General features: G+C 36.5%; 26 protein-coding genes. 19 read left to right on the forward strand and 7 right to left on the reverse strand.

Features of this window, described 5'->3' with window-relative positions; all coding sequences use genetic code 11:
• The first annotated feature begins 4 nt into the window (after positions 1-4).
• The 3 genes from IHV11_RS01505 (at position 5) to IHV11_RS01515 (ending at position 2,405) form a co-directional block, all read left to right on the forward strand.
• Positions 5-571: a hypothetical protein gene (locus IHV11_RS01505; protein WP_197129653.1), complete on the forward strand. Its 567-nt coding sequence runs from the start codon at positions 5-7 to the stop codon at positions 569-571.
• A gap of 298 nt (positions 572-869) precedes the next feature.
• The gene (locus tag IHV11_RS01510) at positions 870-1,319 is read left to right on the forward strand and encodes a CBO0543 family protein (RefSeq protein ID WP_197129657.1); all 450 of its coding nucleotides are present in this window, start codon (positions 870-872) and stop codon (positions 1,317-1,319) included.
• A gap of 642 nt (positions 1,320-1,961) precedes the next feature.
• Positions 1,962-2,405: a JAB domain-containing protein gene (locus IHV11_RS01515; RefSeq protein WP_197129663.1), complete on the forward strand. Its 444-nt coding sequence runs from the start codon at positions 1,962-1,964 to the stop codon at positions 2,403-2,405.
• 315 nt (positions 2,406-2,720) lie between these two features.
• Here IHV11_RS01515 and IHV11_RS01520 read toward each other — a convergent pair whose 3' ends face one another.
• Entirely contained in the window at positions 2,721-3,605 is an 885-nt protein-coding gene (locus tag IHV11_RS01520; RefSeq protein ID WP_197129666.1) for a peptidylprolyl isomerase, read from the reverse strand.
• Between the two features lie 412 nt (positions 3,606-4,017).
• Between IHV11_RS01520 and IHV11_RS01525 the strand changes: the two genes are divergently transcribed.
• Positions 4,018-4,578, forward strand: a complete 561-nt coding sequence (locus IHV11_RS01525; protein ID WP_197130015.1) for a zinc dependent phospholipase C family protein — start codon at positions 4,018-4,020, stop codon at positions 4,576-4,578.
• 274 nt (positions 4,579-4,852) lie between these two features.
• The gene (locus IHV11_RS01530) at positions 4,853-5,248 is read left to right on the forward strand and encodes a sporulation protein (RefSeq protein WP_197129670.1); all 396 of its coding nucleotides are present in this window, start codon (positions 4,853-4,855) and stop codon (positions 5,246-5,248) included.
• A 181-nt stretch (positions 5,249-5,429) separates the two neighbouring features.
• Here the strand turns inward: IHV11_RS01530 and IHV11_RS01535 are convergent, their stop codons facing one another.
• Entirely contained in the window at positions 5,430-6,173 is a 744-nt protein-coding gene (locus IHV11_RS01535) for a YwmB family TATA-box binding protein (protein WP_197129673.1), read from the reverse strand.
• A 422-nt stretch (positions 6,174-6,595) separates the two neighbouring features.
• Here IHV11_RS01535 and IHV11_RS01540 point away from each other — a divergent pair, with 422 nt between their 5' ends.
• The 7 genes from IHV11_RS01540 (at position 6,596) to IHV11_RS01570 (ending at position 13,971) form a co-directional block, all read left to right on the forward strand.
• Positions 6,596-7,114 carry a PCYCGC motif-containing (lipo)protein gene (locus IHV11_RS01540; protein WP_312035280.1) on the forward strand — a complete coding sequence of 173 codons (519 nt, stop codon included), beginning with the start codon at positions 6,596-6,598 and terminating at the stop codon, positions 7,112-7,114.
• Between the two features lie 18 nt (positions 7,115-7,132).
• Positions 7,133-7,678 carry a copper resistance CopC family protein gene (locus IHV11_RS01545; RefSeq protein WP_197129676.1) on the forward strand — a complete coding sequence of 182 codons (546 nt, stop codon included), beginning with the start codon at positions 7,133-7,135 and terminating at the stop codon, positions 7,676-7,678.
• Positions 7,675-8,736: a copper resistance D family protein gene (locus IHV11_RS01550; RefSeq protein ID WP_197129680.1), complete on the forward strand. Its 1,062-nt coding sequence runs from the start codon at positions 7,675-7,677 to the stop codon at positions 8,734-8,736. The genes IHV11_RS01545 and IHV11_RS01550 overlap by 4 nt, the downstream gene beginning before the upstream one ends.
• 211 nt (positions 8,737-8,947) lie before the next feature.
• Positions 8,948-9,484, forward strand: coding sequence for a thiol-disulfide oxidoreductase ResA (gene resA, locus IHV11_RS01555; RefSeq protein WP_197129684.1), 537 nt, complete (start codon positions 8,948-8,950; stop codon positions 9,482-9,484).
• 374 nt (positions 9,485-9,858) lie between these two features.
• Complete coding sequence (locus IHV11_RS01560) at positions 9,859-11,130, forward strand: cytochrome P450 (RefSeq protein ID WP_197129687.1); 1,272 nt, start codon at positions 9,859-9,861, stop codon at positions 11,128-11,130.
• A 353-nt stretch (positions 11,131-11,483) separates the two neighbouring features.
• Positions 11,484-11,873: an ArsR/SmtB family transcription factor gene (locus tag IHV11_RS01565; RefSeq protein WP_197129690.1), complete on the forward strand. Its 390-nt coding sequence runs from the start codon at positions 11,484-11,486 to the stop codon at positions 11,871-11,873.
• Entirely contained in the window at positions 11,845-13,971 is a 2,127-nt protein-coding gene (locus IHV11_RS01570) for a heavy metal translocating P-type ATPase (RefSeq protein ID WP_312035281.1), read from the forward strand. Before IHV11_RS01565 ends, IHV11_RS01570 begins: the two co-directional genes overlap by 29 nt.
• A 58-nt stretch (positions 13,972-14,029) precedes the next feature.
• Here IHV11_RS01570 and IHV11_RS01575 read toward each other — a convergent pair whose 3' ends face one another.
• The 4 genes from IHV11_RS01575 to IHV11_RS01590 all read right to left on the reverse strand — a co-directional run bounded on the left by IHV11_RS01575 (position 14,030) and on the right by IHV11_RS01590 (position 16,916).
• On the reverse strand, positions 14,030-14,368 hold the full coding sequence (locus tag IHV11_RS01575) for a helix-turn-helix domain-containing protein (protein WP_197129693.1): 339 nt from the start codon (positions 14,366-14,368) through the stop codon (positions 14,030-14,032).
• 146 nt (positions 14,369-14,514) lie between these two features.
• Positions 14,515-14,688: a twin-arginine translocase TatA/TatE family subunit gene (locus IHV11_RS01580; RefSeq protein ID WP_197129696.1), complete on the reverse strand. Its 174-nt coding sequence runs from the start codon at positions 14,686-14,688 to the stop codon at positions 14,515-14,517.
• A 12-nt stretch (positions 14,689-14,700) separates the two neighbouring features.
• On the reverse strand, positions 14,701-15,870 hold the full coding sequence (locus IHV11_RS01585; protein WP_197129699.1) for a ZIP family metal transporter: 1,170 nt from the start codon (positions 15,868-15,870) through the stop codon (positions 14,701-14,703).
• A gap of 14 nt (positions 15,871-15,884) precedes the next feature.
• Positions 15,885-16,916 (reverse strand): multicopper oxidase domain-containing protein, encoded by a 1,032-nt coding sequence (locus IHV11_RS01590; protein WP_370568612.1) that lies wholly within the window; start codon positions 16,914-16,916, stop codon positions 15,885-15,887.
• Between the two features lie 207 nt (positions 16,917-17,123).
• Between IHV11_RS01590 and IHV11_RS01595 the strand changes: the two genes are divergently transcribed.
• The 5 genes from IHV11_RS01595 to IHV11_RS01615 all read left to right on the forward strand — a co-directional run bounded on the left by IHV11_RS01595 (position 17,124) and on the right by IHV11_RS01615 (position 21,427).
• Positions 17,124-17,834 (forward strand): ZIP family metal transporter, encoded by a 711-nt coding sequence (locus tag IHV11_RS01595; protein ID WP_197129702.1) that lies wholly within the window; start codon positions 17,124-17,126, stop codon positions 17,832-17,834.
• A 164-nt stretch (positions 17,835-17,998) separates the two neighbouring features.
• A complete protein-coding gene (locus IHV11_RS01600; RefSeq protein ID WP_197129705.1) occupies positions 17,999-18,241 on the forward strand; it encodes a FeoA family protein in 243 nt (80 codons plus the stop codon).
• Position 18,242: 1 nt separating this feature from the next.
• Positions 18,243-18,932 carry a FeoB small GTPase domain-containing protein gene (locus IHV11_RS01605; protein WP_197129709.1) on the forward strand — a complete coding sequence of 230 codons (690 nt, stop codon included), beginning with the start codon at positions 18,243-18,245 and terminating at the stop codon, positions 18,930-18,932.
• Between the two features lie 2 nt (positions 18,933-18,934).
• The gene (locus tag IHV11_RS01610; RefSeq protein ID WP_197129711.1) at positions 18,935-20,332 is read left to right on the forward strand and encodes a ferrous iron transporter B; all 1,398 of its coding nucleotides are present in this window, start codon (positions 18,935-18,937) and stop codon (positions 20,330-20,332) included.
• 186 nt (positions 20,333-20,518) lie between these two features.
• A complete protein-coding gene (locus IHV11_RS01615) occupies positions 20,519-21,427 on the forward strand; it encodes a cation diffusion facilitator family transporter (protein ID WP_197129714.1) in 909 nt (302 codons plus the stop codon).
• Positions 21,428-21,454: 27 nt separating this feature from the next.
• Here the strand turns inward: IHV11_RS01615 and IHV11_RS01620 are convergent, their stop codons facing one another.
• Positions 21,455-21,781, reverse strand: a complete 327-nt coding sequence (locus tag IHV11_RS01620; protein WP_197129725.1) for an ArsR/SmtB family transcription factor — start codon at positions 21,779-21,781, stop codon at positions 21,455-21,457.
• 84 nt (positions 21,782-21,865) lie between these two features.
• Between IHV11_RS01620 and IHV11_RS01625 the strand changes: the two genes are divergently transcribed.
• Positions 21,866-22,711 (forward strand): cytochrome c oxidase assembly protein, encoded by an 846-nt coding sequence (locus tag IHV11_RS01625; RefSeq protein WP_197129728.1) that lies wholly within the window; start codon positions 21,866-21,868, stop codon positions 22,709-22,711.
• 30 nt (positions 22,712-22,741) lie between these two features.
• Positions 22,742-23,785: a flavin-containing monooxygenase gene (locus IHV11_RS01630; RefSeq protein ID WP_197129731.1), complete on the forward strand. Its 1,044-nt coding sequence runs from the start codon at positions 22,742-22,744 to the stop codon at positions 23,783-23,785.
• Positions 23,786-23,800: the final 15 nt, after the last annotated feature.

Raw genomic sequence — 23,800 nt, forward strand, 5'->3', positions numbered from 1 at the left:
AAATTTGAAACAGGAATTCATAGTAAAGACAGGTTTATTAGGTTTCACGATTATATTAATTCTACTTATCTGGTTCGGCTTTCGAACAATCGATCAGCAAGCTGTCCAAATTAATAGACTTACAAAAGAAGTTGAACGAAAAGAAGATCAAATACAATTTTTAAAAACCAATACTAGAATGAACGAAAAAGAAGTCAACGAAACTGAAAATGCAAAGATTGAAGAGAGCATTAATGTTTTTATACAGTCCATGTTTCATGTGAAAGATGATCAACTTGAACAAAGATGTGAAAAAGCAAAAACAGTATTAACACAAGAACTGTTCAACAAGTACTTTTCTACTGAAGAAGGGGAAAAGCTTCTCTATGAACATGAAGTCAATGATTCAAGGGTTTACATCAAAAATGAAGGTGAGAACAGTAGTGCTGTCGTTACATTTGAGGAGACTATAACATCTTTAGCTAATAATCAAAAAGAAAACTCTCGTATTACTTTGGAAGTCTTTTTACAAAAGGAAGGAGAGAAGTGGTTAGTCAATGGATTTGAACAATTAGATGCTGAACCATTATAAAAATGAAAGATGTCTTGCTAAAAAGGACATCTTTTTTCTTATATTTATTCAATGGGCCAGATATTAGAATAAGGGTTAGTTGAAAAGCAGGATGTTAAATGAATAATGTAGAATGTTCACCTAAAGCATAAGGGATGAATAAAGTTCCTTTTATGGCAGGGAGTAAATAATATTTTTACATTTTTTAGTCCTCCACTCAAGAATAACTCTTTTATGGGATAGTTTGTGTTAATTACCAATAGAAACAGTCAAATTTAGAAAGGATAAGAGGAAAAATGATAGGGGTGATTATTTAATTATGTTCTTTAACATTTTTGTTGCCTTCCTAGTTCCCTGGTCTATAATATTAATGTTTCACAAAAAAATGAATAAAGCACTTCTATTAACGATAGCTCCATTCGGAAGTGTATTAGCCTTTTTTGTTGATGAACTCGGTTTTTATTTTGGTTTTTGGAACGTAAAACCATTTGATGATGATACCATTGCTGAGCTGCCATTCAATTTAGGTTTATACAGTATCTTGGCATTCTTACTTATATTATTAATACGAAAATACAAAAAAGCTTTATTCACTATATTAGTTTTTTCTTTAGTAACAACAGGACTAGAGTTCATTTATCTAATAATTGGAAGGGTTGAATACAGTAACAATTGGAATATAGGTTGGACTTTTCTTTCATATCTTGCACCTTATTTTTTATTGTATTTTTACTATAAAGCTTTAGTAAAAAACAACGTTTTAAATTAGATTGCACTAACTTTGTGAATTCTTCAAAAAGGAGAAGTATACTATTTTATTGAACAAAAGGCGAGGTTTATTGAATCAGATCTAAAATAAAATTAAGCAAAAGGAGAATAGAGTGGTTATACAATCAAATATGTCCCCCCGAGCAATAGTTGAAGTTTGGGAAATGACGGCAGAAATTTTCAATAAATATCGTATCCCAATTATAAATCAATCCTTAGAAACATTAGTGGAAGAACAACATCTATCTATACTTCTTGAAAAATTAAATACTGCTGTTGGGAGCTCTACTGCAACTTGTATAGAGGGTGGCTGACAAATACCAATTAAAATGGGGTAGGTTACTCCTTATCAAAGATCTTCTTTTCAACTAACTGGTGCGATTGTTGAAGGTCAATAGCAAGAATTAAATTATTAGATGTACTTTTTAACCGAAAAATAAAAAGTATTTTCTCTTTCCTCTTTGTTCTCTTAAGTGTAATCGTTCGCTCATGAGATCAGTAAAGGGATGCTTCGCTATCTCTCCGCAAACTTTGTGAACTTTTTTGATAACACTCCAAAAAACTTGCACAAACTTCAAGTCCCTTGACAGCTCTTATCGCAAAGATTAGTTGGCCTTCAAACAAAGAAGGGAGCTGTTGAAGCATGGAAAAACTGTATGAAATTCTTCAAATCAAGCAAGTTATCGCAGAGGTGAGAGAAGGAGAGAGTCACATGATTCGTTCACCAATCGATGGAGCAAAGATTGCAGCTGCATTCATAGGAGATGAAGACAGGGAAGTATTTCTCGTGATGTGTCTCAATACGAAAAATAGAGTTGTAGCCGTCCACCGATGTCATGTAGGAGCTCTTAATTCAAGTATTGTTCACCCAAGAGAGGTATTCAAGGCGGCGATCTTAAACAACTCAGCTTCGATTATCGTCTCGCACCAGCATCCAAGTGGAGATATCACACCATCCGGAGAAGACATTGCAGTATCGAAGCGATTAGCAGAAGCCGGCAAGATGCTTGGCATTGATGTATTAGATCATCTGATAGTAAATGCCGATGCAGACTATACAAGCTTAAAAGAAAAAGGCTGCATGTAAAGCATAGAAGGAGGAGATGAAAATCTCTTCCTTTATTTCTTATTTTCTCAGAAATGGAATGTCCAAGTACCTTAAAGGAGAGAAAACGCTCCCCTTATCTTTACTGTGATTCACAATCGGAAATGCTTTGAAGCGCACAATAATGTGCTGACACAATAAAAGCAATACCAGCACAATTTAAGTTTTATTTTATACGTATGATGTTTACTAAATGGTGGTCTTTACCTTTACGATCCCATCAAAAAAGAGCATCGTATTAGATGCTCTTTTGAATTCTTTGCTATTTATTTACGAAAACGAGTTTTGAAAAAAAAATTATTGAGGCATTTGAGGAGTTTGTTCTTGCTTCTTCTCTAAGATCCCTTTTAGCTCTTTGTCATTAACCTTTACATTTGCATCTTTGCGAAGCTTCTCTACGATTTCAGTAATTGGTTTTGCTTTTTCTTGTTTTATTTGTTCTTCTATTTCTTTTTCTTTATCATTAAAAGTATTCTCTCGTTTATCAGTCACTTTAATGATGTGATAGCCATAATTAGATTTAATCGGATCGCTTACTTTATTTTTTTCTATTGTAAAAGCAACTTTATCAAATTCAGGTACCATGGCTCCTTTACCAAAAAAGCCAAGATCCCCACCTTTCATTTTTGATCCAGGATCTTTTGAATACTCTTCTGCTAGCTTTGCGAAATCTCCACCATTATTGAGTTTTTCTTTTACTTCTTGTGCTGTTTTTTCATCGTCAACAAGGATGTGACTAGCCTTAACCTCAGTTTTGAATTTTTCTTCAAATGCTTTCTTCATTTCTTCTGCTGAAACTTTCACGCCATCTGTTGTGGCTTTTTGGCTGACGAGCATAGTTTTTATACGATCTTCAAGTGCTTTTTCATCAGTAATTCCGTTCTGTTCAAGAAGCTTTTTGAACGCATCTTCCCCGCCAGATTCTTTCTTGATCTTTTCTATTTCTTTTTTTATTTCTTTGTCAGTTACCTTATACTTTTTTTCAAGTACCATCTGGTCAACCATTTGGCTAAGAACTTGTTCTCCGTATCGAGCTTTTAATTTAGCGTAAAGATCTTCATTCGTGATTTCTCCCACGTTCGACTCTACAATAGCTTCTGAATCTGAAGCTTCTCCAGAACTACAAGCTGACAATGCAAGGAGTCCTGTCATTAATCCTAACGAAAGCATCCATCTTTTCAATTATAAACCCTCCAAGGTCATTTTTTCTTAGTGTTTGTAGATATACCATAATCATTTTGGGATTCTAAACTGGGAATATGAGAGAAATTACAAAGTTTTTAAAGAGGGTTTTAAATTATCTTATTCAATCAAAAAGGCAATATACGCACACATAGAGAAGCCAGAGCTTACAATGAGTATTAACCAAAATACGGTGTATACAGTACTTTATCATTTATTCGAATTTAGGTTATCCATTTCATGTTTCCTTAACATAGCTTATTAGACCGGGACATTTATCGGTAATCGATTAATTAATAACATATAAAAACATTACACAAGTTGACTAAATTTCACGAATGTACTATGTTTATGAAAATAATGTTTCTATTAGAAAGGACTGTTTATTCTGTTTGCATATTCACATAAAGTGATGGCTTTTCATATAAAGACACATGTTAAAGAAAATGTTCAGTATGACTTAAACAAATCAACATTCTATTGGGCTAATATGAAACCAGATTTTGTTCCTGAACTTGCCAAACGAAAACATTATATAGAAGAGAGTTTTGATTTTGTCGTAGATAAAGTTGTTGCTCTTATTAATACACCAGCAATCCATTTATTAGATAAACAAAAACAAAAAAGAATTGAAATTGAAATGGGTGTCATTTGCCATTTTGTTACTGACTTTTTTTGCGTTCCACATAATCAAAGGTGGGAATTTAAAGATTACATGATACCTCACGTGAAGTATGAAGCAACATTAGATAATAAGGTAAAGACTTTGAATTTGGTAAATCGACTGACCTTGCCTGCGGTAAAGGATTACTCTAAAGAAAGCGTATCTTTTTTTCTGAAAGAATTGTTAGCAGAGTATGAATTGGAGAGCGATTACATGAGAGATGTAGTGTATTCAGTTAATGTTTGCAGTGCTTTATGCACTTTCATTCTGGAAAAAATTTATTCTAACACGGTCAGTAAAACAGCTTAATGACCGATATCTATCTAAAGAGATTTCAGAAAAAAATATATTTCTCCTAAAGGGGAGTAGCTTTTACAGTATAGTCGTCAATTCGGAGTTTACTCTCGGCTGTATTGGCAACACGCTGTTGTTAGCAAGACCTTTACCTGTTGGTAGAGGTCTTTTTTGAATTCTAAGACCTATGCCGCAAAATAGCATAGGTCTTTTTTCTTTCACTAGGCTGTTGCTAATGTTTTGTCACTATTGAAACTGGAAATTTATCTTTTAATATGGAGGGACCTATATGTTAATTAGAAAGTACACAGCATTAATTGGAATTGGTTCAGCGAAAATTGACTTATTGTTAGAGAAGGACACTTATTATCCTGGTGAGATTGTAGTCGGGCACTTCAATATAAACGGAGGGATTATCGAACAAGGAATTAGAAGAGTAGATTGCGATCTTATTTATCAAAATATAAATAAGCAGACGGAGCAAGTAATTAAGTCTTTCACTATTCATACTTCTACAATCATAAACGCAGACGAAGAAACTAGGATTCCATTTACCTTCGAACTGCCTTCATCACTTGTAGCGTCTCGACAAGAAGAGTCTTATTACTTTAAAACAAAATTAATTTTTAACGAAGGATTAAAGAGTGATGATGAAGATGTTATTAAAATAGTGTTCAAATCTTAAACTTTTTATATACGGCGTAAACAACAAGGTCATGCCTCTAAGTAGGCATGACCTTTCTATATCTACACAAAAATGGGGTTGGGATAAGTTCTATTTATCATATGTTCTTATAATAATGATATCAAACATGTAAAAGTTTTTTAACACGTTAAAAATTTATGAAGCAAACCGAAAAACAGCTTTAATACTCCGATGTAATAATAGGGGTGCCGATCGTTACGGTTGTATCATTATTATTACCGTTTGAAGTTCGATAAGAAATGTGTAGATTCATAAATTTTTGATTTCCTAATGGAATTTTTGATTTCCAAATCTTATTATAAGCAGATACTGATATGAAGTTTTTTTCATACAAACCCTCTACTGTATTTGCAGAGAACCGATTTAATAACTTTGTTGCTTCCGTTTTTAGTGGTTCCTTAAGCTTTTTAACACCTTCAACGGCGTAAAATACAGAAAAGCGATTCATTTCCGACTCGTATTCCTTTGAAATGCGATTCCATTCATTTCTGTTCCAGCCTTTACCAAGTACAGCGTATGTGACACTCAAATTATATCTATTATTTTCTACAGGATAAAAGATAATCAATATTCTCTCACTGACATTCCCTGTAAAATTTTTCCTCATCCCTATCATTTTATAGTGCTTTCCTTGTGAAGGTTCGATCGACCATGTAAATCCTTTTTGTTCAGTTTTAATTTGCTCTATTTTTTTATTAATTTCAATTTTGCTTTTCGTTTGAACAATAGGTTTCTTTATTAACATAGACCAATTTTTTATTTCTATTTCCTGTTTTTTTACCCCTTCTATTATATCCAACAATTGATTTTCCTTAAAGAAACTAAAAGCATTTTTCTCATTCAATAAAAAAATACCAAATAAAAATACAATTAAAAATAAATTCCTTCTCTTCTTGTTTAACATCGTATTCACCCCATAATTAAAGGATTACCAGCTAGAGATGAAATTATACAAGTTTACTAGATTCACTAACATTAAAATCATTCCATATTTTTGTGCGAAATATTTAGGATTTAACAAAGGGATCGACTTCTTCTTCCATTTGTTATTAGAAGGTCATAAACGAGAAGAAGAAAATCGAAGTAAAAAACAATGATTATATATGTTTATTTAAAAGTGTGCAGGAATGATCTTATAGATTGCTGAAATTATAAACAAAATAATAAGTGAATTTTATTTACTACTTTGTGAAAAGTGGCGAGACAACTCACTGCTTTTTTTATTTGTTTATATATGTATATATTGTGAACCGTCTATACGAGGGGCTTTTCTTTTATTACAATAACGTTGAAGCTAAACCGCTAACTGTTTAGGAGTGAGAAACTGTGAACATAAATAGAATAGTACCTTATCTGCTCGTTTTATGCCTTTTATTAGCTACGGCATGTTCAAAAGATGAGCCTAAGAAGAGCAATGCTGAACATAGCAATCATAAATCTGAATCAAGCAGTCAAAAGTCAGATCATGGGGTCTCAGATATTAGAGAAGAAACAAAGAACATGGAGACGCTTCCCTCTTTTTTATCTGAAAAACCAGAAAACATGCAGATTATCTATAAAGCTGCTGCTATGCATAAAGAGTTATTAGAGAAGATGCCCTGTTATTGTGGCTGTGGTGAAGAAGCGGGTCATAAGAATAACTACGATTGTTTTATAAATGAAAATAAATCAGATGGTTCTCTGGTATGGGATGATCATGGGACAAAGTGCGGAGTATGTTTAGAAATTGCCGCAAAATCCGTACTTGATTACAGCAAAGGCAAATCCATAAAAGAAATTCGAGAAAAAATTGACTCAACGTATGAAAAGGGATATGCAAAACCAACACCCACTCCAGAAATTTAAAGAAACAGGTGATTTTATATGAAAAAATTTGTGTTAATGCTTTGCTTACTTACGTTTATGGTACCAACTCTCACAAGTGCTCATACAGGACTAAAATCATCAAGTCCTGCAGATGGCGATATAGTGAAAGAGGAACTAAAAGAGATAACCCTTCAATTCGAAACAAAGGTTGAGAACTTAAGTACGATGAAGGTCGTTAAGGATGATGGGGAAGAGATTGAACTTGATTCCGTTAAGATCAAAGAAAAGTCAATGAGTGGCATGTTGCCTCGTTCATTAGAAAATGGCTCATACAAGATCCAGTGGAAGATAATCGGAACGGACGGTCATCCTATTGACGGAGAAATCCCGTTCAACGTTCAAGTCGAACAAAAAGAAAAAGTAGATTCACCAGTGGAAAACGAAACAGAAACGGATTCTGATAAACAAAAAGATGAAGAAAAAGGGTTAACCAAAGAGAATACAAAAAAGGATGAGGGTCTTAGTCCGATATTCTTTATCATCATCGGCTTTGTGATTGGCACTATCGTCTTTTTCTTCAGAATCAAGAAGATGAAGTCATGACCGGTTTCATTCCGTTCGCTGAATTCTTAAACTATGTTTTCTTTTCGTTACTCGTTGGACATGTGATTTTACAGTACGTTCCAGAATCCAAACAGCCGAAGATCATAACTTCTAGAACACTATTGCTAATCATGCCACTAGGGGTTTTACTCTTTTCCTTCGGCCCGGTACTTTATGTCATCAATTATTTTGCAGAGGATTTTGGTTTTAGACATACCACTTACTTGGTTCTCACACAATTCAACGTTGGAAAAGGCTGGATTATCACAGCGATTGTTTCTGTAATGCTATGGGTGACCTTATTCTTAAAAGGTTCCAAACACTTGCAAGCATTTTGGCTGCTCCTATTGATAGGTTCTGTAGGATATGCGAGCCATGTTGCCTCACTATCTTTTTGGTCAGGCTTTTTCCTTCATACGGTACATTTCTTAAGTGTATGCGTTTGGGTAGGGATTCTACTTCAAGTAGCTTGGTTTTCAAAGGAAGCAAAAAACTGGGCGAAGTTCTTAAGATGGTTTAATCCGGTAGCCATAGGATGTGTGGTTATCCTTTTTATGAGTGGCATCTTTATCATGTTTAAAGTCGTGGAACCAAGCGAATATCTTAACTCCTGGGCTATTCCATATGGTCAGATGTTACTGCTTAAACATATCAGCATAATCCCCGTTCTCGTGTTTGCTGTCATCAACGGGATACTGGCTAAAAAAACAAAGGCTGATTGGTCCTTTCAACCCCTTTCTTGGATGAGGATCGAAAGCCTTATATTATTGATCGTATTTTTCTTTACAAGTAGACTAGGAACCTTGTCACCGCCTCATGAATCGGTGGAGACCGCTCCATGGATGCTGCACTTCCTTGGAAGTAAAATACCGTCTTCTTTCCAAATTCAATTAGAACCAACCATGTTAGGTGTTATTTTAGGTTTACTTTCTGTATTGTTCTTGCTATTGATATTAATCAGCTTTAGAAAAAATGCGAAACCAGTTTTAGCCTTGTCCTTTGGTCTAGCTTTTATCGTGACTTTATATTTTGGTTTTATGTTTAATATAACTTTGTAGTGTTTTCCTTCGGCTGAAAAGCCGGAGGATGTTTTTATTTATGTGTATTAATTTTTATTTCTTCACACTTTATACAAATTTAACTGCTATATTTTCAATAAGGGTTTGAAATAAATGAGCAATATGTATAAGGTAATATTTTATTTAGGAGTGATCGAAGTTTGGCCACATTAGTTTTAAAGAAAAAAAATATGATAACGAAGGGTTAAAAATGAAAAAAAATCGATTTATTTACAGGAGTCTGATTCTAGGTGTTTTTGTACTAGTAATTGGATACACGCTCTATATAAACCTTTTTAAGGAAAAAAATTCTCTCGTTCAGGTTGGAGATCAAGCGCCTAATTTTGTATTGAAAGACTTGAACGGAAAATCTGTGAAATTATCTGATTATCGTGGCAAAGGAGTTTTCTTGAATTTTTGGGGTACTTGGTGTAAACCTTGTGAGCGGGAGATGCCTTATATGGAACGACAATATCAAAAATATAAAGATCAGGGGGTTGAGATTCTAGCCGTTAACATAGCTGAGTCTAACGTGTCAGTCAAGAACTTCGTAGATAGATACCACTTGTCTTTCCCAATTCCTATGGATAAAGATAGAGAAGTAACTAAAGCTTTTGGGATTGGACCGATACCCACAACGGTTTTGATTGATAAGAACGGAAAAATTGTAAAAAAGACTACCGCTAGCTTAAGTGAAAAAGACATCATTTCCTTTATGAATCAAATCGTACCTAAAGAGAAGAAATAAGTGCATTTTACTAGCTAAATGAATAAGAGAAGAAATTAAAAAAAGCCTCCCACTAAATTTTCGTGGGAGGCTTCTTTTGCATAAGTTGTTCTAGGGATGGCTATAAGATAACATTCATCTTCCATCTTTAATAGAAAGATGTAATTCTTTTTAAAAACGTTAATAAAGTGTGGCGGTTCAATGTTTATTTTGTGAAGACTTTCCGTTGCTGCAAGTTTGGATGCAAAAGTTTCATGTTTGAAGACCTTATCCTTATCATTAATAAGGTTAAATTATATCAATTTGAGCACCGTATAGAATGTGTAAGTTTATTAAAAGTTAATAAGGAATAGTTAATAAATAAACCATTACTAATTGAAGTGGAGGTAAATGATATGTCAGAAATACGTAAAATGCCTCGAGAGGAAGGAATAGATCATTCATTAAGTTTCATTAGAGAGGGTTATAGATACATTTTAAATAGACGTCAAGGCTTTAATTCTAATGTTTTTGAGACACGATTACTTGGAAAAAAAGCAATATGCATGGTCGGGATGGAAGCTACTGAAATTTTTTATGACCCTGAGAAATTCAAAAGGAAAAGTGCAGCACCAAATCGAGCAGTTCAAACATTGTTTGGGAAAAATGGTGTTCAGGCATTGGATGGACAAGATCACAAACATCGGAAAGAAATGTTTATGTCCATTATGACTACCCAAGGAATCCGAAAACTAACAAACATTACAAAAATTCAATGGATGACAGCTCTAAATAAATGGGAACGGAAAGACAAAATTACCCTCTATGAAGAAGTGAAGGAAATTATGTGCAGAACGGCGTGTCAATGGGCGGGAGTTCCTATAGAAGATGCTGATGTTAAAAAAATGACAAAAGACTTAGCAGCGATGTTCGAGACTCCAGCCGCAATTGGCCTTAATCATTGGCTTGGTAGACATGCACGTAATAACGTGGAGAAGTGGATTGTCGAGTTAATTAATAAGGTGCGTAATGGGAAAATAAATCCTCCAGAAGATACTGCTTTACATGTATTTACCTGGCATAAAGATCTAGAAGGAAAGCTTCTGGATATCAACACCGCTGCTGTTGAAGTAATCAATATCTTGAGACCAATTGTCGCGAACGCTATATTTATCAATTTCATAGCGCTCGCATTGCATCATTATCCGGAAGAAAGGAAAAAACTTCAATCCTGCTATAAAAAATATTTTCATATGTTTATACAGGAAGTGCGCCGATTCTTTCCATTTTTTCCTTGTGTTGCGGCACTGGTGAAAACAGATTTTGTCTGGAAGGGCTATGAGTTTAAAAAAGATACCTTAACATTACTTGATCTTTATGGTACCAATCATGATCCAGAAGTATGGGAAAGCCCTGATTTATTCAATCCGATGCGCTTTGCCAGATGGGAAGGAAGCCCTTTTAGCTTCATTCCACAAGGTGGTGGTGATCAATTTATGGGTCATCGCTGTGCTGGAGAATGGGTCACAATTGAAGTTATGAAAGTAAGTCTTGATTATCTGGTTAATCAAATGAAATATGAAGTTCCAGATCAGGATTTAAGTTACAGCTTGGTGAGCATGCCGAGTATTCCAAAAAGCAAAGTAGTAATAAAAAATGTTAAACCAAAGCTGACTACTGACTCTTGAATGGGGTTTTAATGTAACCTAATTAATTTATTGGATAATGCCTGTTTTTGCTAATAAGTTAAAAACGGGCTTTCTTATGTGGGAATCAATCCGTTCTAAACCATTTATGTGTGTCCAATTAATAAAAAAAACCTTAACCATACTTATTACAAACAACAAAATGAAAATGTTTATGGTGAATTATATCTGAACTACTCAAACAAAAGATGGTGCAACCACGACAAACTACATCAAATTGAGATTAAAGGGTTTCAAAATGCTGGAGTTACTCTTGAATGTTGACACGTCCTCTTCAATTTACATATAATACATTCAAATGGATGTTTGAATGTTTGGGATGAGGTGGATAAAAGTTGAAAAGTCAAGACGTATGCGAAGTAACTTGTTTTGACGAGAAAAAAGTTGTTCGAGTTAAAGATGAAATCAATAAAAGAAATTCGCTAAACGTAGCAAGTATTTTCAAAGCTCTCTCAGATGAAACAAGACTTAAAATAGCTTATGCACTTACACTTGAAAAGGAGCTATGTGTTTGTGATGTTGCTAACATCGTAGGAAGTACAACTGCAACAGCATCCCATCATCTAAGACATCTTAGGAGTATGGGCTTAATGAAATACCGAAAAGAAGGAAAACTGGTTTTTTATTCTTTAGATGATGAGCATGTAGTACAACTGATTAAAATTACTTTTACACACCAGGAGGAGGTGGAACATCGTGGAAGAAGCTTTAACGAAGCAAGGTAACAAAACTGTATACCGTGTGTCTGGATTCACTTGAGCGGGCTGTGCGAAAAAGTTCGAAACGAACGTAAAACACCTGGATGGTGTTTCAGATGCAAGTGTTAATTTTGGAGCATTAAAACTGACTGTATATGGAGAAACCACTATTAAATCAATCGAAAAAGCAGGAGCATTTGAGAATATCAAAGTTGTTCCAGAGAACGAGGAGTTTGAAAAAAATAATGAAGCAATTTATAAACGGCATGCTTCCCTAATCGCTTCTAGCATTTTTCTGATCATGGGTTGGCTTGCAGCTGAGATGTATGGGGAGAAATCGATCACTTCCATAATTCCCTATGTCCTATCAATTGTAATCGGTGGCTATCGACTGTTTATCACAGGATTTAAGAATCTTCTCCATCTTGACTTTGATATGAGGACTCTGATGACAATCGCGATTATCGGTGCTTCATTTATTGGTGAATGGGGAGAAGGGGCGATGGTTGTCATCCTATTCGCTATCTCAGAAGCCTTAGAATCCTATTCGATGGATAAAGCAAGACAATCGATCCGATCCTTGATGGATATAGCACCTAAAGAAGCGCTGATCAAGCGTGGTAACCAAGAACAAATGGTAAAGGTTGATGACATTGAGGTAGGGGATGTCATGATCGTAAAACCAGGACAAAAAATTGCCATGGATGGACGTGTAATAAAGGGAATCTCTTCTGTCAATCAAGCGGCAATTACAGGAGAATCCATTCCAGTTACAAAAGAAAAGGATGATGAAGTCTTTGCAGGCACACTAAACGAGGAAGGGTTGTTAGAGGTTGAGGTCACCAAACATGTCGATGACACGACAATCTCAAAAATTATTCATCTGGTTGAAGAAGCTCAAGCAGAAAGAGCACCTTCTCAGGCTTTCGTGGATCGGTTTGCAAAATACTATACACCAGCAATCATCCTTGTTGCCTTTCTTGTCGCTGTTCTCCCTCCCCTATTTGATGGTGACTGGCAGAAGTGGATCTACCAGGGATTAGCTGTTCTCGTAGTTGGTTGCCCTTGTGCGTTAGTCATATCGACACCAGTTTCTATCGTAACGGCAATCGGAAACGCTGCTCGGAACGGTGTATTAATAAAAGGCGGTATCCATTTAGAGGAACTTGGGGCGATTAAAGCAATAGCATTTGATAAAACGGGTACGTTAACGAAGGGGATACCTGTTGTAACAGATCTTAAAATTGAAAGTGACACTAAAGAGATATTCTCTCTAGTAGCCGCCCTAGAAAGAGCGTCTCAACATCCCCTAGCATCGGCAATTGTAAAGAAAGCGGATGATTTAGATTGCTCTTACCAACAGATTGATATTGAAAACTTTCAATCTATAACGGGTAAGGGTATCCAAGGAACCATTAACGGTATAACATACTTCGCTGGAAGTCCAACTTGGAGCAAAGAGCGCATCTTATCAGGAATAGAATCATTCACTGCTCAAATCAGTGAATTGCAAAACCAAGGGAAAACTGTAATATTATTTGGAAACGAAAATGAAATCTTAGCACTAATCGCCGTTGCAGATGAAATAAGAGAATCCAGTCTTGGAGTCATAAAACAGTTGCATTCTCAAGGAATCCAAAAAACAATCATGTTGACCGGGGATAATAAAGGTACTGCAGAAGCTATCGGGAAACTAGTAGGTGTTACAGATATTCAGTCTGAACTACTACCACATGAGAAACTTGGAACTATTAAAGAACTTCGTAAATCCTATGAAAAAGTAGCGATGGTAGGAGATGGTGTGAACGATGCTCCCGCCCTTGCAGCAGCAAATGTGGGGATAGCAATGGGTGGAGCAGGGACCGACACGGCATTAGAAACTGCGGATATTGCTCTTATGGCAGACGATTTAAGAAAACTTCCATTCGCCATGAAACTCTCCCAAAAAACATTAACGATTATTAAACAAAACATCACATTTTCACTTGGCATCAAGCTGTTAGCGTTGCTTTTAGTCGTTCCAGGCTGGCTTACTCTCTGGATTGCGATTTTTGCAGATATGGGTGCGACCCTAATCGTGACATTAAATAGTTTGAGACTTTTAAGTATAAAAGACAAGAATTAAATTACAAAACGCTTGGAGTAGGTTTTCCAAGCGTTTTTTTACTATTTATATTGAGCCATTATTCGTTGTCCAGCTGCAATTGAATGTTTTGCTCTAGATTGGTTAAAATGGATTCAACTAGATGGGGTTGCTGTTTGTAAATGGAATGTAATTGTTGGTTTGCCCGTAACAATCGTAAAGAAATGTTATCGTGCCTCCATTCGTTTGGAATATTTGGAAACAGATTAAGTTCATCATGTAATAATTGAAGATTAGTAAGTTTAATAGTAGTCGTCTTACCATTTTCAAGTTTACTTAAATACGATTTAGAAACCCCTAACTTATATGCAAGTTCCATTAAAGTCACATTACTTTGATTTCTATAAACCCTCATTCTCTGGCCAAAATCCCGAAACATTATTAGATCCTCCGTTTCTTTAGGGAATTTATTTAATCCTTTATAAGTTTAGCCTTTTAGGTGATTGTAAAATTATACTATATTTGTAATAAAAGACTGCTAAATTCTTAGCAGCCTCTAATGTTTTGATTATTTTTTTAGTGGTATTAATCTTTATTGTTTTGCGTTTTTCTTTCATCCTCATCCATAAGTTCATTGGTAGATTTTTTAAACTCTCTCAGTGTCGCTCCTACTGCTTTACCTAGTTCGGGTAGTTTTTTCGGCCCGAAGACGATGAGAGCAGCAGCTCCTACTAATACCAAACTTCCTGGTCCTAACATCGCTATCCCTCCTTAATATTTTACGAAAAACGCCGTAAAGTACATGATGAGCATCCCAACTGAGAATGCAGCTAGGTTTAACCAAGAGACAGATGGTTCTCTGAACTTTTTATGGTCTTCGATGAGCAACTTAGTGATAACAAAGATAACTTGCAGGATCGCACCTGCTCCAATTCCTAAGAATAATGCTCCCCAGATCGGAGAGAAGACAAAGCCTCCGAACCAAGTGCCCAAGATGGCGGGTGCCCCTGCGATCAATCCTAGGAGTACGAAGTCCCTAAACCGTGGTTTGGTCTTTAACAATGGTGCAGCGATCCCGATGCCTTCTGTGATGTTATGCAATGTGAACCCGATGATTAAAAAGGTTCCGAGTGCGGCTTCACCTAAGGCGAAAGAAGAGCCGATGGCAAGACCTTCACCGAAGTTATGAAGTCCTATCCCTGTTGCCATGAGTAAAGCTAAAGCATAAGGAGAATACCCTTTAGATTCCTGTTTCTTATGCTGATACTGGTCAAAGCCGATCAGAAGGAGGAAGGTAAGAGCAGCTCCGATGATGACCACCATGTTTCCTTGGAAGACAGATGGTGCTTCAGCTCCAATCTCGAATCCATCTGCTAATGTTCCGACGAAAAGGAACAGCAATAAACCAACCGTTAATGCTAATATTGCATTGATCCATTTACGTTTAAAACGCTTCATGAACGGATACCACAACAAGCCTAGTGTGATGGGGACGATCCCGACATAAAATCCGATAAAGCCATATTTCAAAAAGTTTTCCAAAGTCGGCTTGGGTGTTAACGTTGCAGCTGGAATCTCACCTTCCGTGATGATGCCGTTCTCCGTAATCAGTTTTATAGCATGAGGATCACCTTCGACCCAAGGATAATTGATCATGACGGTACCTTCGTCAAATCGCTTTAGTGTCTGACTAGGAGAGACCGTAAAATCCCATACCGAATCATCCACCATTACCTGTGAAATCTTTAGGGTTTCTGGTCCTGTGTTGCTCACATCCACTTCGAATCCAGAAACCGTTACTTGTATTCTTTCGATGTTTAAGACTTCAATCGGTGCGGCTGGATCTTGTTCAACACCAGCCCCGTTTTTTAACACCCAAGCTAATACGCCAACTAATAAAATCAACGGAATAAGTCCTGCAATCCACCATTTTGCTTTCATCTTCACCCCTCCTTTTACTCGACCTCAAAGAATCCCATCCAACCTAGTTCAGCGAATTCACTGACATGAGCATGGAACATATATTTTCCTTTGTATGGGAAACGGACTTCAACAATCCCGCGTTCACCTTGACATTGCATGATCGTATCAGTGAACTGGGAAGGGTTGTCGTCTCTTCCAGTCGGATAATACGTAAAGTAATTGGCATGAAGATGAAACGAGTTCAACAAATCAAATTCCGTTAGATTGCTCAAATAAATACGGACAAGCTCATCCTTTTTTATCTTTATCGGATGATTCATAAACGCGAACGCATAACCGTTCACGGTGTAAAATTCGTTCTCTCCGTCTAAATCCAAGTCAAAACCGTTCATCACCATGTTCAGTTCTATTGCAGGTTTTCTCGGTTTCTTAGGATCGATGATAAAGTTTCCATAAAGTCCTTTATGAATATGTCGTGCCAAAGGGAGTACATGGCAATGATAGATCTGTAATCCATAAGGCTTCGCTTCAAATTCATACGTGAAAGATTGACCTGGATAGATCGGATCTAACCCATCCATCTCGGGAGGATGGATGCCATGGAAATGAATCGAGTGCGGGTGACTGCCTTTGTTAACAAAGTTGAAACGCAGCATGTCACCTTCTGTACAACGGAATGTTGGTCCAGGGATGGTTCCGTTGTACGTCCAGCCTGGAAACTTGATTCCCTTAGCGATCTCGATCTCTTTATCAACCGCAACGACTTCGTACGTTCTTAGTGTTTGCCCATTCGGCAGGGTGCTGACTTTTCCATAATCAAATTCAGTAAGCAATCTCTCAGCCATCTTATAGCCGTTTGTTTTGGATTTATCCGACATGTTCGCGTGATTAGCATGACTATTCTTTTTCTTGTGATTGTTGTGAGATGAGGCGTTAACCGTTCCTGTAAATGGAGCAACCTTGTTCAAAAAATAACTTCCTGCAAGTCCAATGGCTCCGACAGATCCCATTTTCAAAATATCACGACGAGAGACTTGTTCCTTTTCTTCCAGTTCCTTATCCATACTTGACCTCCTCTTAAAAAGTTTCCCTTATGCAACTTTTATGATTAATAACTACACTTTATGCCTAATACAAGTATCCTGTCAATTGTTTTTTTTTTGTAAGGTTATTTATTGTACATCCTATTTATAAAATTCTTATTTGGAATGAACAAAAAGCCAATAGAATATGGTGAAAGTGGGTGGGACAAAAAAAGAGGAGACAACGAGATGAATTCAATCATTATTGGGTTAGGGGTTTTTGTTTTTGTGTTTTTAGGCACGTTCCTTGGTGGTGGTAGTCTCCAACTTCTAAAAGATGTGGTATTCAAAAGGAGGAAATTAGTCTTATTGTTTTCAGGAGGAATCATCCTAAGTTTATTACTAAATGAAATCATCCCAGAAGCCATTGAATTATTTGAGACAAAGGGAATTATTCTTGGATTTATAGCTGGTGCACTTTTAATGAAAATTACTGATCAATTTTTCCATAAGGGGAACAAAAAATCCTTTATGTTCTTAGTAGTTGCTTTAATCCTCCATAACCTTCCCACTGGCGTAGGTGTAGGGTTGTTAATAAACGAGAGTTCAAACTCCATATTTTCTTCACCATTTTTACTTGCCATGTTTTTTCATCACATACCGGAAGGACTAGCACTTATGTCATCTGCTTTATATGGAAATGTTTCTTTCTATCTCTTTACATTAACTTGTTTGATTCTTGCGTTTTTCTTCGGTATTAGCGCATTAATTGGCAATGCGTTTTTATATCTTCAAAATATAAAAGTAAATACGCTTTTAATGGGTACATCGATAGGAACACTTAGTTTTGTAACCCTCCATGAGTTTTTAAGGAAAAGTAAAGATGTTACGATTTTTGAATGGCTTTTATACACTAGCTTTGGTTTTTTAATTCCATACTCGTTGCTTTTTATTCACTAAAACCACAAATGCTGAACTCTCCGGCTGCCATAAAAGGCAGTCCTTTTTATGGATAATTTTGGATTTGGTGATTTAATAGCAATCAATTGACAAAGTATGAATACATTCTTATTATGATACTAAAAGTTGCCTATGGGAAACAATTGGGACAGGGGGAAACACGGATGGACGAAGCTAAAGTAATAAAATTATACGATGCCAAGATCGGAAGCTTCATCCGGATCACTTCAATTGATTTAGAAGGTGTGATGAGAAGACGTTTACTGGATCTAGGTTTTGTTCGAGGGGCAGTTGTTGAAGTGATAAGAAGAAGTCCTTTAGGGGATCCGATGGCATTCCGTGTAAGCCAAACTACCATTGCTTTACGAAAAGAAGAAAGCCAGAGGATAGAAGGGGAGTTGGTCTAACATGAAAAACTCTTATACTGTTGCGTTAGCAGGCAACCCAAACACAGGAAAAAGCACGCTGTTCAATGCGTTAACAGGTTTAAAACAACATACCGGTAATTGGGCTGGTAAGACTGTTTCACTCGCAGAAGGTAAAGTTGAACATAAAGGCAAAACGGTAAGAATAATTGATCTGCCAGGTACGTATTCCTTATTCTCAAATTCAACCGATGAAGAAGTCGCAAGGAATTATATCGTTTTTGAAAAGCCAGATGTAACACTGGTCGTTTTAGATGCTACATCATTAGAGCGCAACTTTAATTTAGCCTTACAAGTTTTAGAGATGACAACGAATGTGATCATTTGTATCAATTTAATTGATGAAGCAGATAAACAAGGCATATCTATAAATGAAAAAGCGTTAACAAGGAAACTCGGTGTACCTGTTATAAAAATATCTGCGAGAAATAAAACAGGTTTTACCCTTTTATTAGATACGATTGATAGAATCCATACGGGAAAGATCGTGTGTACTCCTGAAATTATTTTTTATGATGAAGAGATCGAAAGAAAGATTCGCCAGATCGAACCGCTCGTACGGGAGTATCTTGAAGATAGTATTTCGTCAAGATGGGTAGCTTTACGCTTGCTTGACGGAGATGATTCATTATTTCAGCAGATGGAAAAACGCTTATTGGTCAAGGGGGGATAATCATGCAAAATGGATTCCAACAGAAAACTTCAGTAAGTTTGGGAAACTTATATGCGTATGCTCAAGAAATCTCTGATGATCATATGCGGGATAAGATCGTTCAAAATCTGTATAAAAAGAGTCAACAATTATGCGAATCTAGTGTCATTCATAAAAATAAGAAGAATGATAAAAGAACAGAAAAACTAGATGCCATCTTTACTTCCCCGATATTTGGATTCCCGATTATGATTATAATGCTTGGAATCGTGTTTTATCTAACTATCGCAGGGGCTAACATACCGTCATCGATGCTTGCTACTTTCTTTGGCTGGCTAGAAAATCATCTAACTGCCTTTTTTATGTATATGAATTCTCCTGATTGGCTTCATGGTATATTGGTACTTGGGTTATACCGGGGGACTACATGGGTGATAAGTGTAATGCTTCCTCCTATGGCTATTTTCTTTCCTACTTTTGCCTTGCTTGAAAACTATGGTTATCTACCACGTGTTGCCTTCAATATGGATCGAATTTTCAAGAGTGTAGGGGCACATGGAAAACAGTCTTTAACAATGGCGATGGGGTTCGGTTGTAATGCTGCAGCGATGTTATCGTCTCGAATCATTGAATCTCCAAGAGAAAGGATGCTTGCCATCCTTACGAACAACTTCGTTCCTTGCAACGGTCGTTGGGGTACCCTGATTGTTCTTGCATCACTTTTTATGGCAGCAGGATATACAGGTGGTCTTAAATCACTCGTGACGACTTCTGTTATCGTTGGAATTGTAATGGTTGGTGTAATTGTAACCTTTATTGTTTCTTGGGTTCTTTCCAAAACAGCTCTAAAAGGAGTGCCTACGCATTATACTCTAGAATTGCCGCCATATAGAAGACCGAAATTCTTTGACACAGTCATAAGATCATCATTGACAAAATCTTTATCAGTTCTTAGCCGTGCAATTAAAGTTGCTGCGCCAGCTGCAATTTTAACATGGGTCATTGCTAACATTTATGTTGGGGATACAAGTATCTTGATGTATATCGTAAACTTCTTAGATCCTTTCGGTAAGATGCTAGGGTTAGACGGCTTCATACTCATGGCTTTTCTGATTGGATTGCCCGCCAACGAGATCGTTTTGCCAATCTTATTAATGGGCTATCTTTCCACCGGGTCATTAACAGAAGTCGATAACCTGGTAGATTTGAAGCAAATCTTTGTAGAGCACGGATGGACGTGGCTTACTGCATTGAATATGATGCTATTTTCATTGTTGCATTTTCCATGCGGGACAACACTCGTGAACATATACAAAGAAACCAAGAGTAAAAAATGGACGTTTTTAGCTTTTCTGATACCAACTGTTATTGCAATTACGGTTACATTCACCATTGCTCAAACAGTTTATTTTCTTCGTTAATTCAAAAGCCCTTTATTGGGCTTTTTTTAATGTGAAAAAATGATCGATAGACACAAAGGATTAAGTTTATTTACAATTGTTTATTCTAATTATGTATTAACTTTTTCTCTTTGTATGATTGCACGCTGAGCGGATATTGTGCATAATATACATGAGCACATATTCATATTTAAGAAGGTGGAAATTATGGGACACTCTCACGATCATGGACATCACCATCATGGAAGTAATAACAAAAACGCATTAAAATGGTCATTTTTTCTAATTGCGAGCTTTATGATTGTTGAGGTCATTGGTGGCCTTTGGACTAACAGTTTGGCTCTCCTTTCCGATGCAGGGCATATGTTGAGTGATGCTGCGGCACTTGGACTTAGCTTTTTAGCTCTTACGATGGGGCAACGAAAAGCCACCCATTCAAAGACGTTTGGATACAAACGTTTTGAGATTCTAGCGGCGTTTTTAAACGGTATTACCTTAATCTTAATCTCACTTTATATCTTCTGGGAAGCTTATCACCGTATAGTAGATCCTCCAGAAGTGGTGAGCTCAGGAATGTTAATCATCTCTTTCATTGGATTGCTTGTAAACATAGCAGCTGCCTATATTTTGATGAAAGGCGATAAAGACGAGAACTTAAATGTGCGTAGTGCATTTTTACATGTGCTTGGCGACATGTTAGGATCAGTCGGAGCAATCGTTGCAGCATTACTCATCATGTTCTTGGGATGGAGTATCGCTGACCCGATTGCGAGTATCATTGTTGCGGTATTAATCATCATAAGTGGCTGGAGAGTAACAAAAGATTCCTTCCATATCTTAATGGAAGGAACACCATTAAATTTAGACGTAGAAAAAGTAAAAGAAGTTATACTATCACTTCCCGAGGTGAAGGGAGTTAACGACCTCCACGTATGGTCGATCACATCTGATTTTCCTGCACTCAGCTGCCATGTAGTAAAAGAAACATCAGCTGATTACAAGGAAGTTTTGAATCAAGTGAAAAAAGTGTTGCACGATGAATTCCATATTCATCATACGACGATTGAAGTGGATGAAGAAAGAGAAGGGCATCAGCACCAAGGGCATTGCAATTAAAAAACGAACCCTTTTCAGGGCTCGTTTTTACGTATGTTTTGCATGGTCAATGCTTTGTTTTAACAAGTCAATGACATGTTCATCATCTGTAGTATAATAAATTGTTGTGCCTTCTCTTCTTGATTTCACTAATCTAACATTTTTCAAAAATCGTAATTGGTGGGAAACTGTAGATTGTAAAAGAGAGAGTTTGTCGGCAATCTCATTTACAGACTGCTCACCATGTAGTAACAAATTTAAGATGCGTAACCTTGTTGGATCGGATAATGCTTTAAAACATTGACCGACCATAAAAAGTGTTTCTTCATCTAAATCAATAAACAGCTTTTTATTATGTTGTTCCTGTTCTCCCATGTGCAACCCCTTCTTTATTAATACATGAATCTATTATAAGAGAATCTTTCCTAATGAACAACGATTTAGACCAAGGAGGTACTTGTGAATAACGTTTTAACAACTTATCCATTCTTTGAGCTTTGGAAGATTGACATTTTACTTTTAATTGTTTTTCTAGGCTTTATATTTTCTTTAGTAACTAAGAGAGTTTTAATTTTAAATCCACATTTGGATGGTGTAAGCATTAAGAAGAGGGCACTTTTTTGTAGTGGGTTGATTCTTTGGGCTATTGCAGAGGGCAGTCCGTTAAGTCTGATCGGACATCATTATCTCTTCAGTGTACATATGGTACAGATGACAATTACCTATCTGATGGTACCACCATTATTAATTGCAGGGCTCCCGGAATGGGTGTTTACCTATCTCTTTCAGGTATCATCCATCAAGAAAATGGTCCACTTTGCAACAAGACCCTTGTTAGCGATACTAGTATTCAATTCCTTGTTTTCGATTTATCATTTTCCAAATGTTTTTGACACGCTGATGGCTAACCCTTGGGCGATGGATTTTTATCATATTGTTTTATTTATTACATCAATTATGATGTGGTTTCCTATAATATCAAATGTTCAAACCGGAAAAGAATTATCAAGCCTTCAAAAGACAGGATACATCTTTGCCATGGGCGTACTGCTCACACCAGCATGTGCGTTAATCATTTTTGCAAAAGACATATTGTATCAGATGTATCAACACAGATCGTCGATCACTTACCTCTCCTATACACCTCTGTATGATCAGCAACTTGGAGGAGTAATCATGAAAATCGGACAAGAGATTATATATGGAACGGTATTGTTGAGGATCTTTATCGGTTGGTTCAAAAAAGATAAGTTATATAGCATTGATGAATTACCAGCTGAGGATTATCGGGTCCCAAAGGGATAGCCATTTCTGTTCTAATTGGGGGGAATAAGCATGAATTATGATGTGATTGTGATTGGCGCTGGTCAAGCAGGATTAGCGATGGGCTATTACTTAAAGAAGGCAAAACATTCATTTTTAATAATCGGTAAAGAAGAGAATGTTGGGGATGTTTGGAGAAAGCGTTATGATTCTCTCGTTCTGTTCACGCCGCGGTCATATAGTACACTTCCAGGATGCTATTTTGAAGGGGATCAAGACGTTTATCCGACAAAATATGAAGTAGCAGACTACCTTGCGTCATATGCTGAAAAATTTTCATTACCCCTTCAATTAAACACTAACGTTTATAGTTTGCATAAAGAGGATAACCGATTTGTAGTTAAAACGAACCAAGGCGATTTTCTTTCAGATAATGTAGTTGTGGCTACGGGGCCGTTTCAGGTCCCATTTATACCTGAGTTTTCACATCAGTTCTCCAATGAGGTTTTTCAAGTACATTCTTCAGGTTATCGATCTCCAGAACAGCTCAAAAGTGGATCAGTGTTGATCGTTGGTGGTGGGAATTCTGGTGCTCAGATCGCCGTTGAGTTGTCCAAGACCAAAGAAGTGTACTTGTCTGTAGGACATAAAATGAAGTTCTTTCCGCAAGTAATCGGAAATAAGAGCATCTTTTGGTGGTTTCAAAAGTTAGGACTTCTACAATCACACGTAAATACCACAATAGGGCGATTTTTGAGCCGTCAGCCTGATCCAATTTTTGGTCTTGAACTGAAAAAAGCGATAATAGAAAAGAAGGTAATTTTAAAATCACGATCTGTTAGTGTAGAAAATGACAAGATCATGTTTGAAGATGTGAGCAGGGTAATGGTTGATAATGTTGTTTGGGCGACAGGTTTTAAATCCGATTTTAGCTGGATACAAATTGAGGGTTTATTCGATTACGATAGAAAACCTATTCATCAAAGAGGCGTTACTAAAGTTAAAGGGCTATACTTTTTAGGTTTGCCCTGGCAGTATCGAAGAGGATCAGGGCTGCTCTATGGAGTCGGAAATGATGCAGAGTATCTAATGAATCATATGAACAGCTTACAATAAAAACAGTGCATACAG

It is taken from the genome of Fictibacillus sp. 26RED30, from assembly GCF_015903845.1.
Lineage (GTDB): Bacteria > Bacillota > Bacilli > Bacillales > Fictibacillaceae > Fictibacillus > Fictibacillus phosphorivorans.

Bases quoted from the DNA above. Each gene is read 5' to 3' on its own strand.
- IHV11_RS01560 (WP_197129687.1), top strand. From the start codon at position 9,859: ATGTCAGAAATACGTAAAATGCCTCGAGAGGAAGGAATAGATCATTCA.
- IHV11_RS01535 (WP_197129673.1), bottom strand. From the start codon at position 6,173: ATGTTAAACAAGAAGAGAAGGAATTTATTTTTAATTGTATTTTTATTT.
- IHV11_RS01550 (WP_197129680.1), top strand. From the start codon at position 7,675: ATGACCGGTTTCATTCCGTTCGCTGAATTCTTAAACTATGTTTTCTTT.
- IHV11_RS01590 (WP_370568612.1), bottom strand. From the start codon at position 16,916: ATGGATAAGGAACTGGAAGAAAAGGAACAAGTCTCTCGTCGTGATATT.
- IHV11_RS01630 (WP_197129731.1), top strand. From the start codon at position 22,742: ATGAATTATGATGTGATTGTGATTGGCGCTGGTCAAGCAGGATTAGCG.
- IHV11_RS01595 (WP_197129702.1), top strand. From the start codon at position 17,124: ATGAATTCAATCATTATTGGGTTAGGGGTTTTTGTTTTTGTGTTTTTA.
- IHV11_RS01620 (WP_197129725.1), bottom strand. From the start codon at position 21,781: ATGGGAGAACAGGAACAACATAATAAAAAGCTGTTTATTGATTTAGAT.
- IHV11_RS01585 (WP_197129699.1), bottom strand. From the start codon at position 15,870: ATGAAAGCAAAATGGTGGATTGCAGGACTTATTCCGTTGATTTTATTA.
- IHV11_RS01510 (WP_197129657.1), top strand. From the start codon at position 870: ATGTTCTTTAACATTTTTGTTGCCTTCCTAGTTCCCTGGTCTATAATA.
- IHV11_RS01530 (WP_197129670.1), top strand. From the start codon at position 4,853: ATGTTAATTAGAAAGTACACAGCATTAATTGGAATTGGTTCAGCGAAA.
- IHV11_RS01575 (WP_197129693.1), bottom strand. From the start codon at position 14,368: ATGTTTCGGGATTTTGGCCAGAGAATGAGGGTTTATAGAAATCAAAGT.
- IHV11_RS01580 (WP_197129696.1), bottom strand. From the start codon at position 14,688: ATGTTAGGACCAGGAAGTTTGGTATTAGTAGGAGCTGCTGCTCTCATC.
- IHV11_RS01615 (WP_197129714.1), top strand. From the start codon at position 20,519: ATGGGACACTCTCACGATCATGGACATCACCATCATGGAAGTAATAAC.
- IHV11_RS01525 (WP_197130015.1), top strand. From the start codon at position 4,018: ATGGCTTTTCATATAAAGACACATGTTAAAGAAAATGTTCAGTATGAC.
- resA (WP_197129684.1), top strand. From the start codon at position 8,948: ATGAAAAAAAATCGATTTATTTACAGGAGTCTGATTCTAGGTGTTTTT.
- IHV11_RS01600 (WP_197129705.1), top strand. From the start codon at position 17,999: ATGGACGAAGCTAAAGTAATAAAATTATACGATGCCAAGATCGGAAGC.
- IHV11_RS01610 (WP_197129711.1), top strand. From the start codon at position 18,935: ATGCAAAATGGATTCCAACAGAAAACTTCAGTAAGTTTGGGAAACTTA.
- IHV11_RS01545 (WP_197129676.1), top strand. From the start codon at position 7,133: ATGAAAAAATTTGTGTTAATGCTTTGCTTACTTACGTTTATGGTACCA.
- IHV11_RS01605 (WP_197129709.1), top strand. From the start codon at position 18,243: ATGAAAAACTCTTATACTGTTGCGTTAGCAGGCAACCCAAACACAGGA.
- IHV11_RS01515 (WP_197129663.1), top strand. From the start codon at position 1,962: ATGGAAAAACTGTATGAAATTCTTCAAATCAAGCAAGTTATCGCAGAG.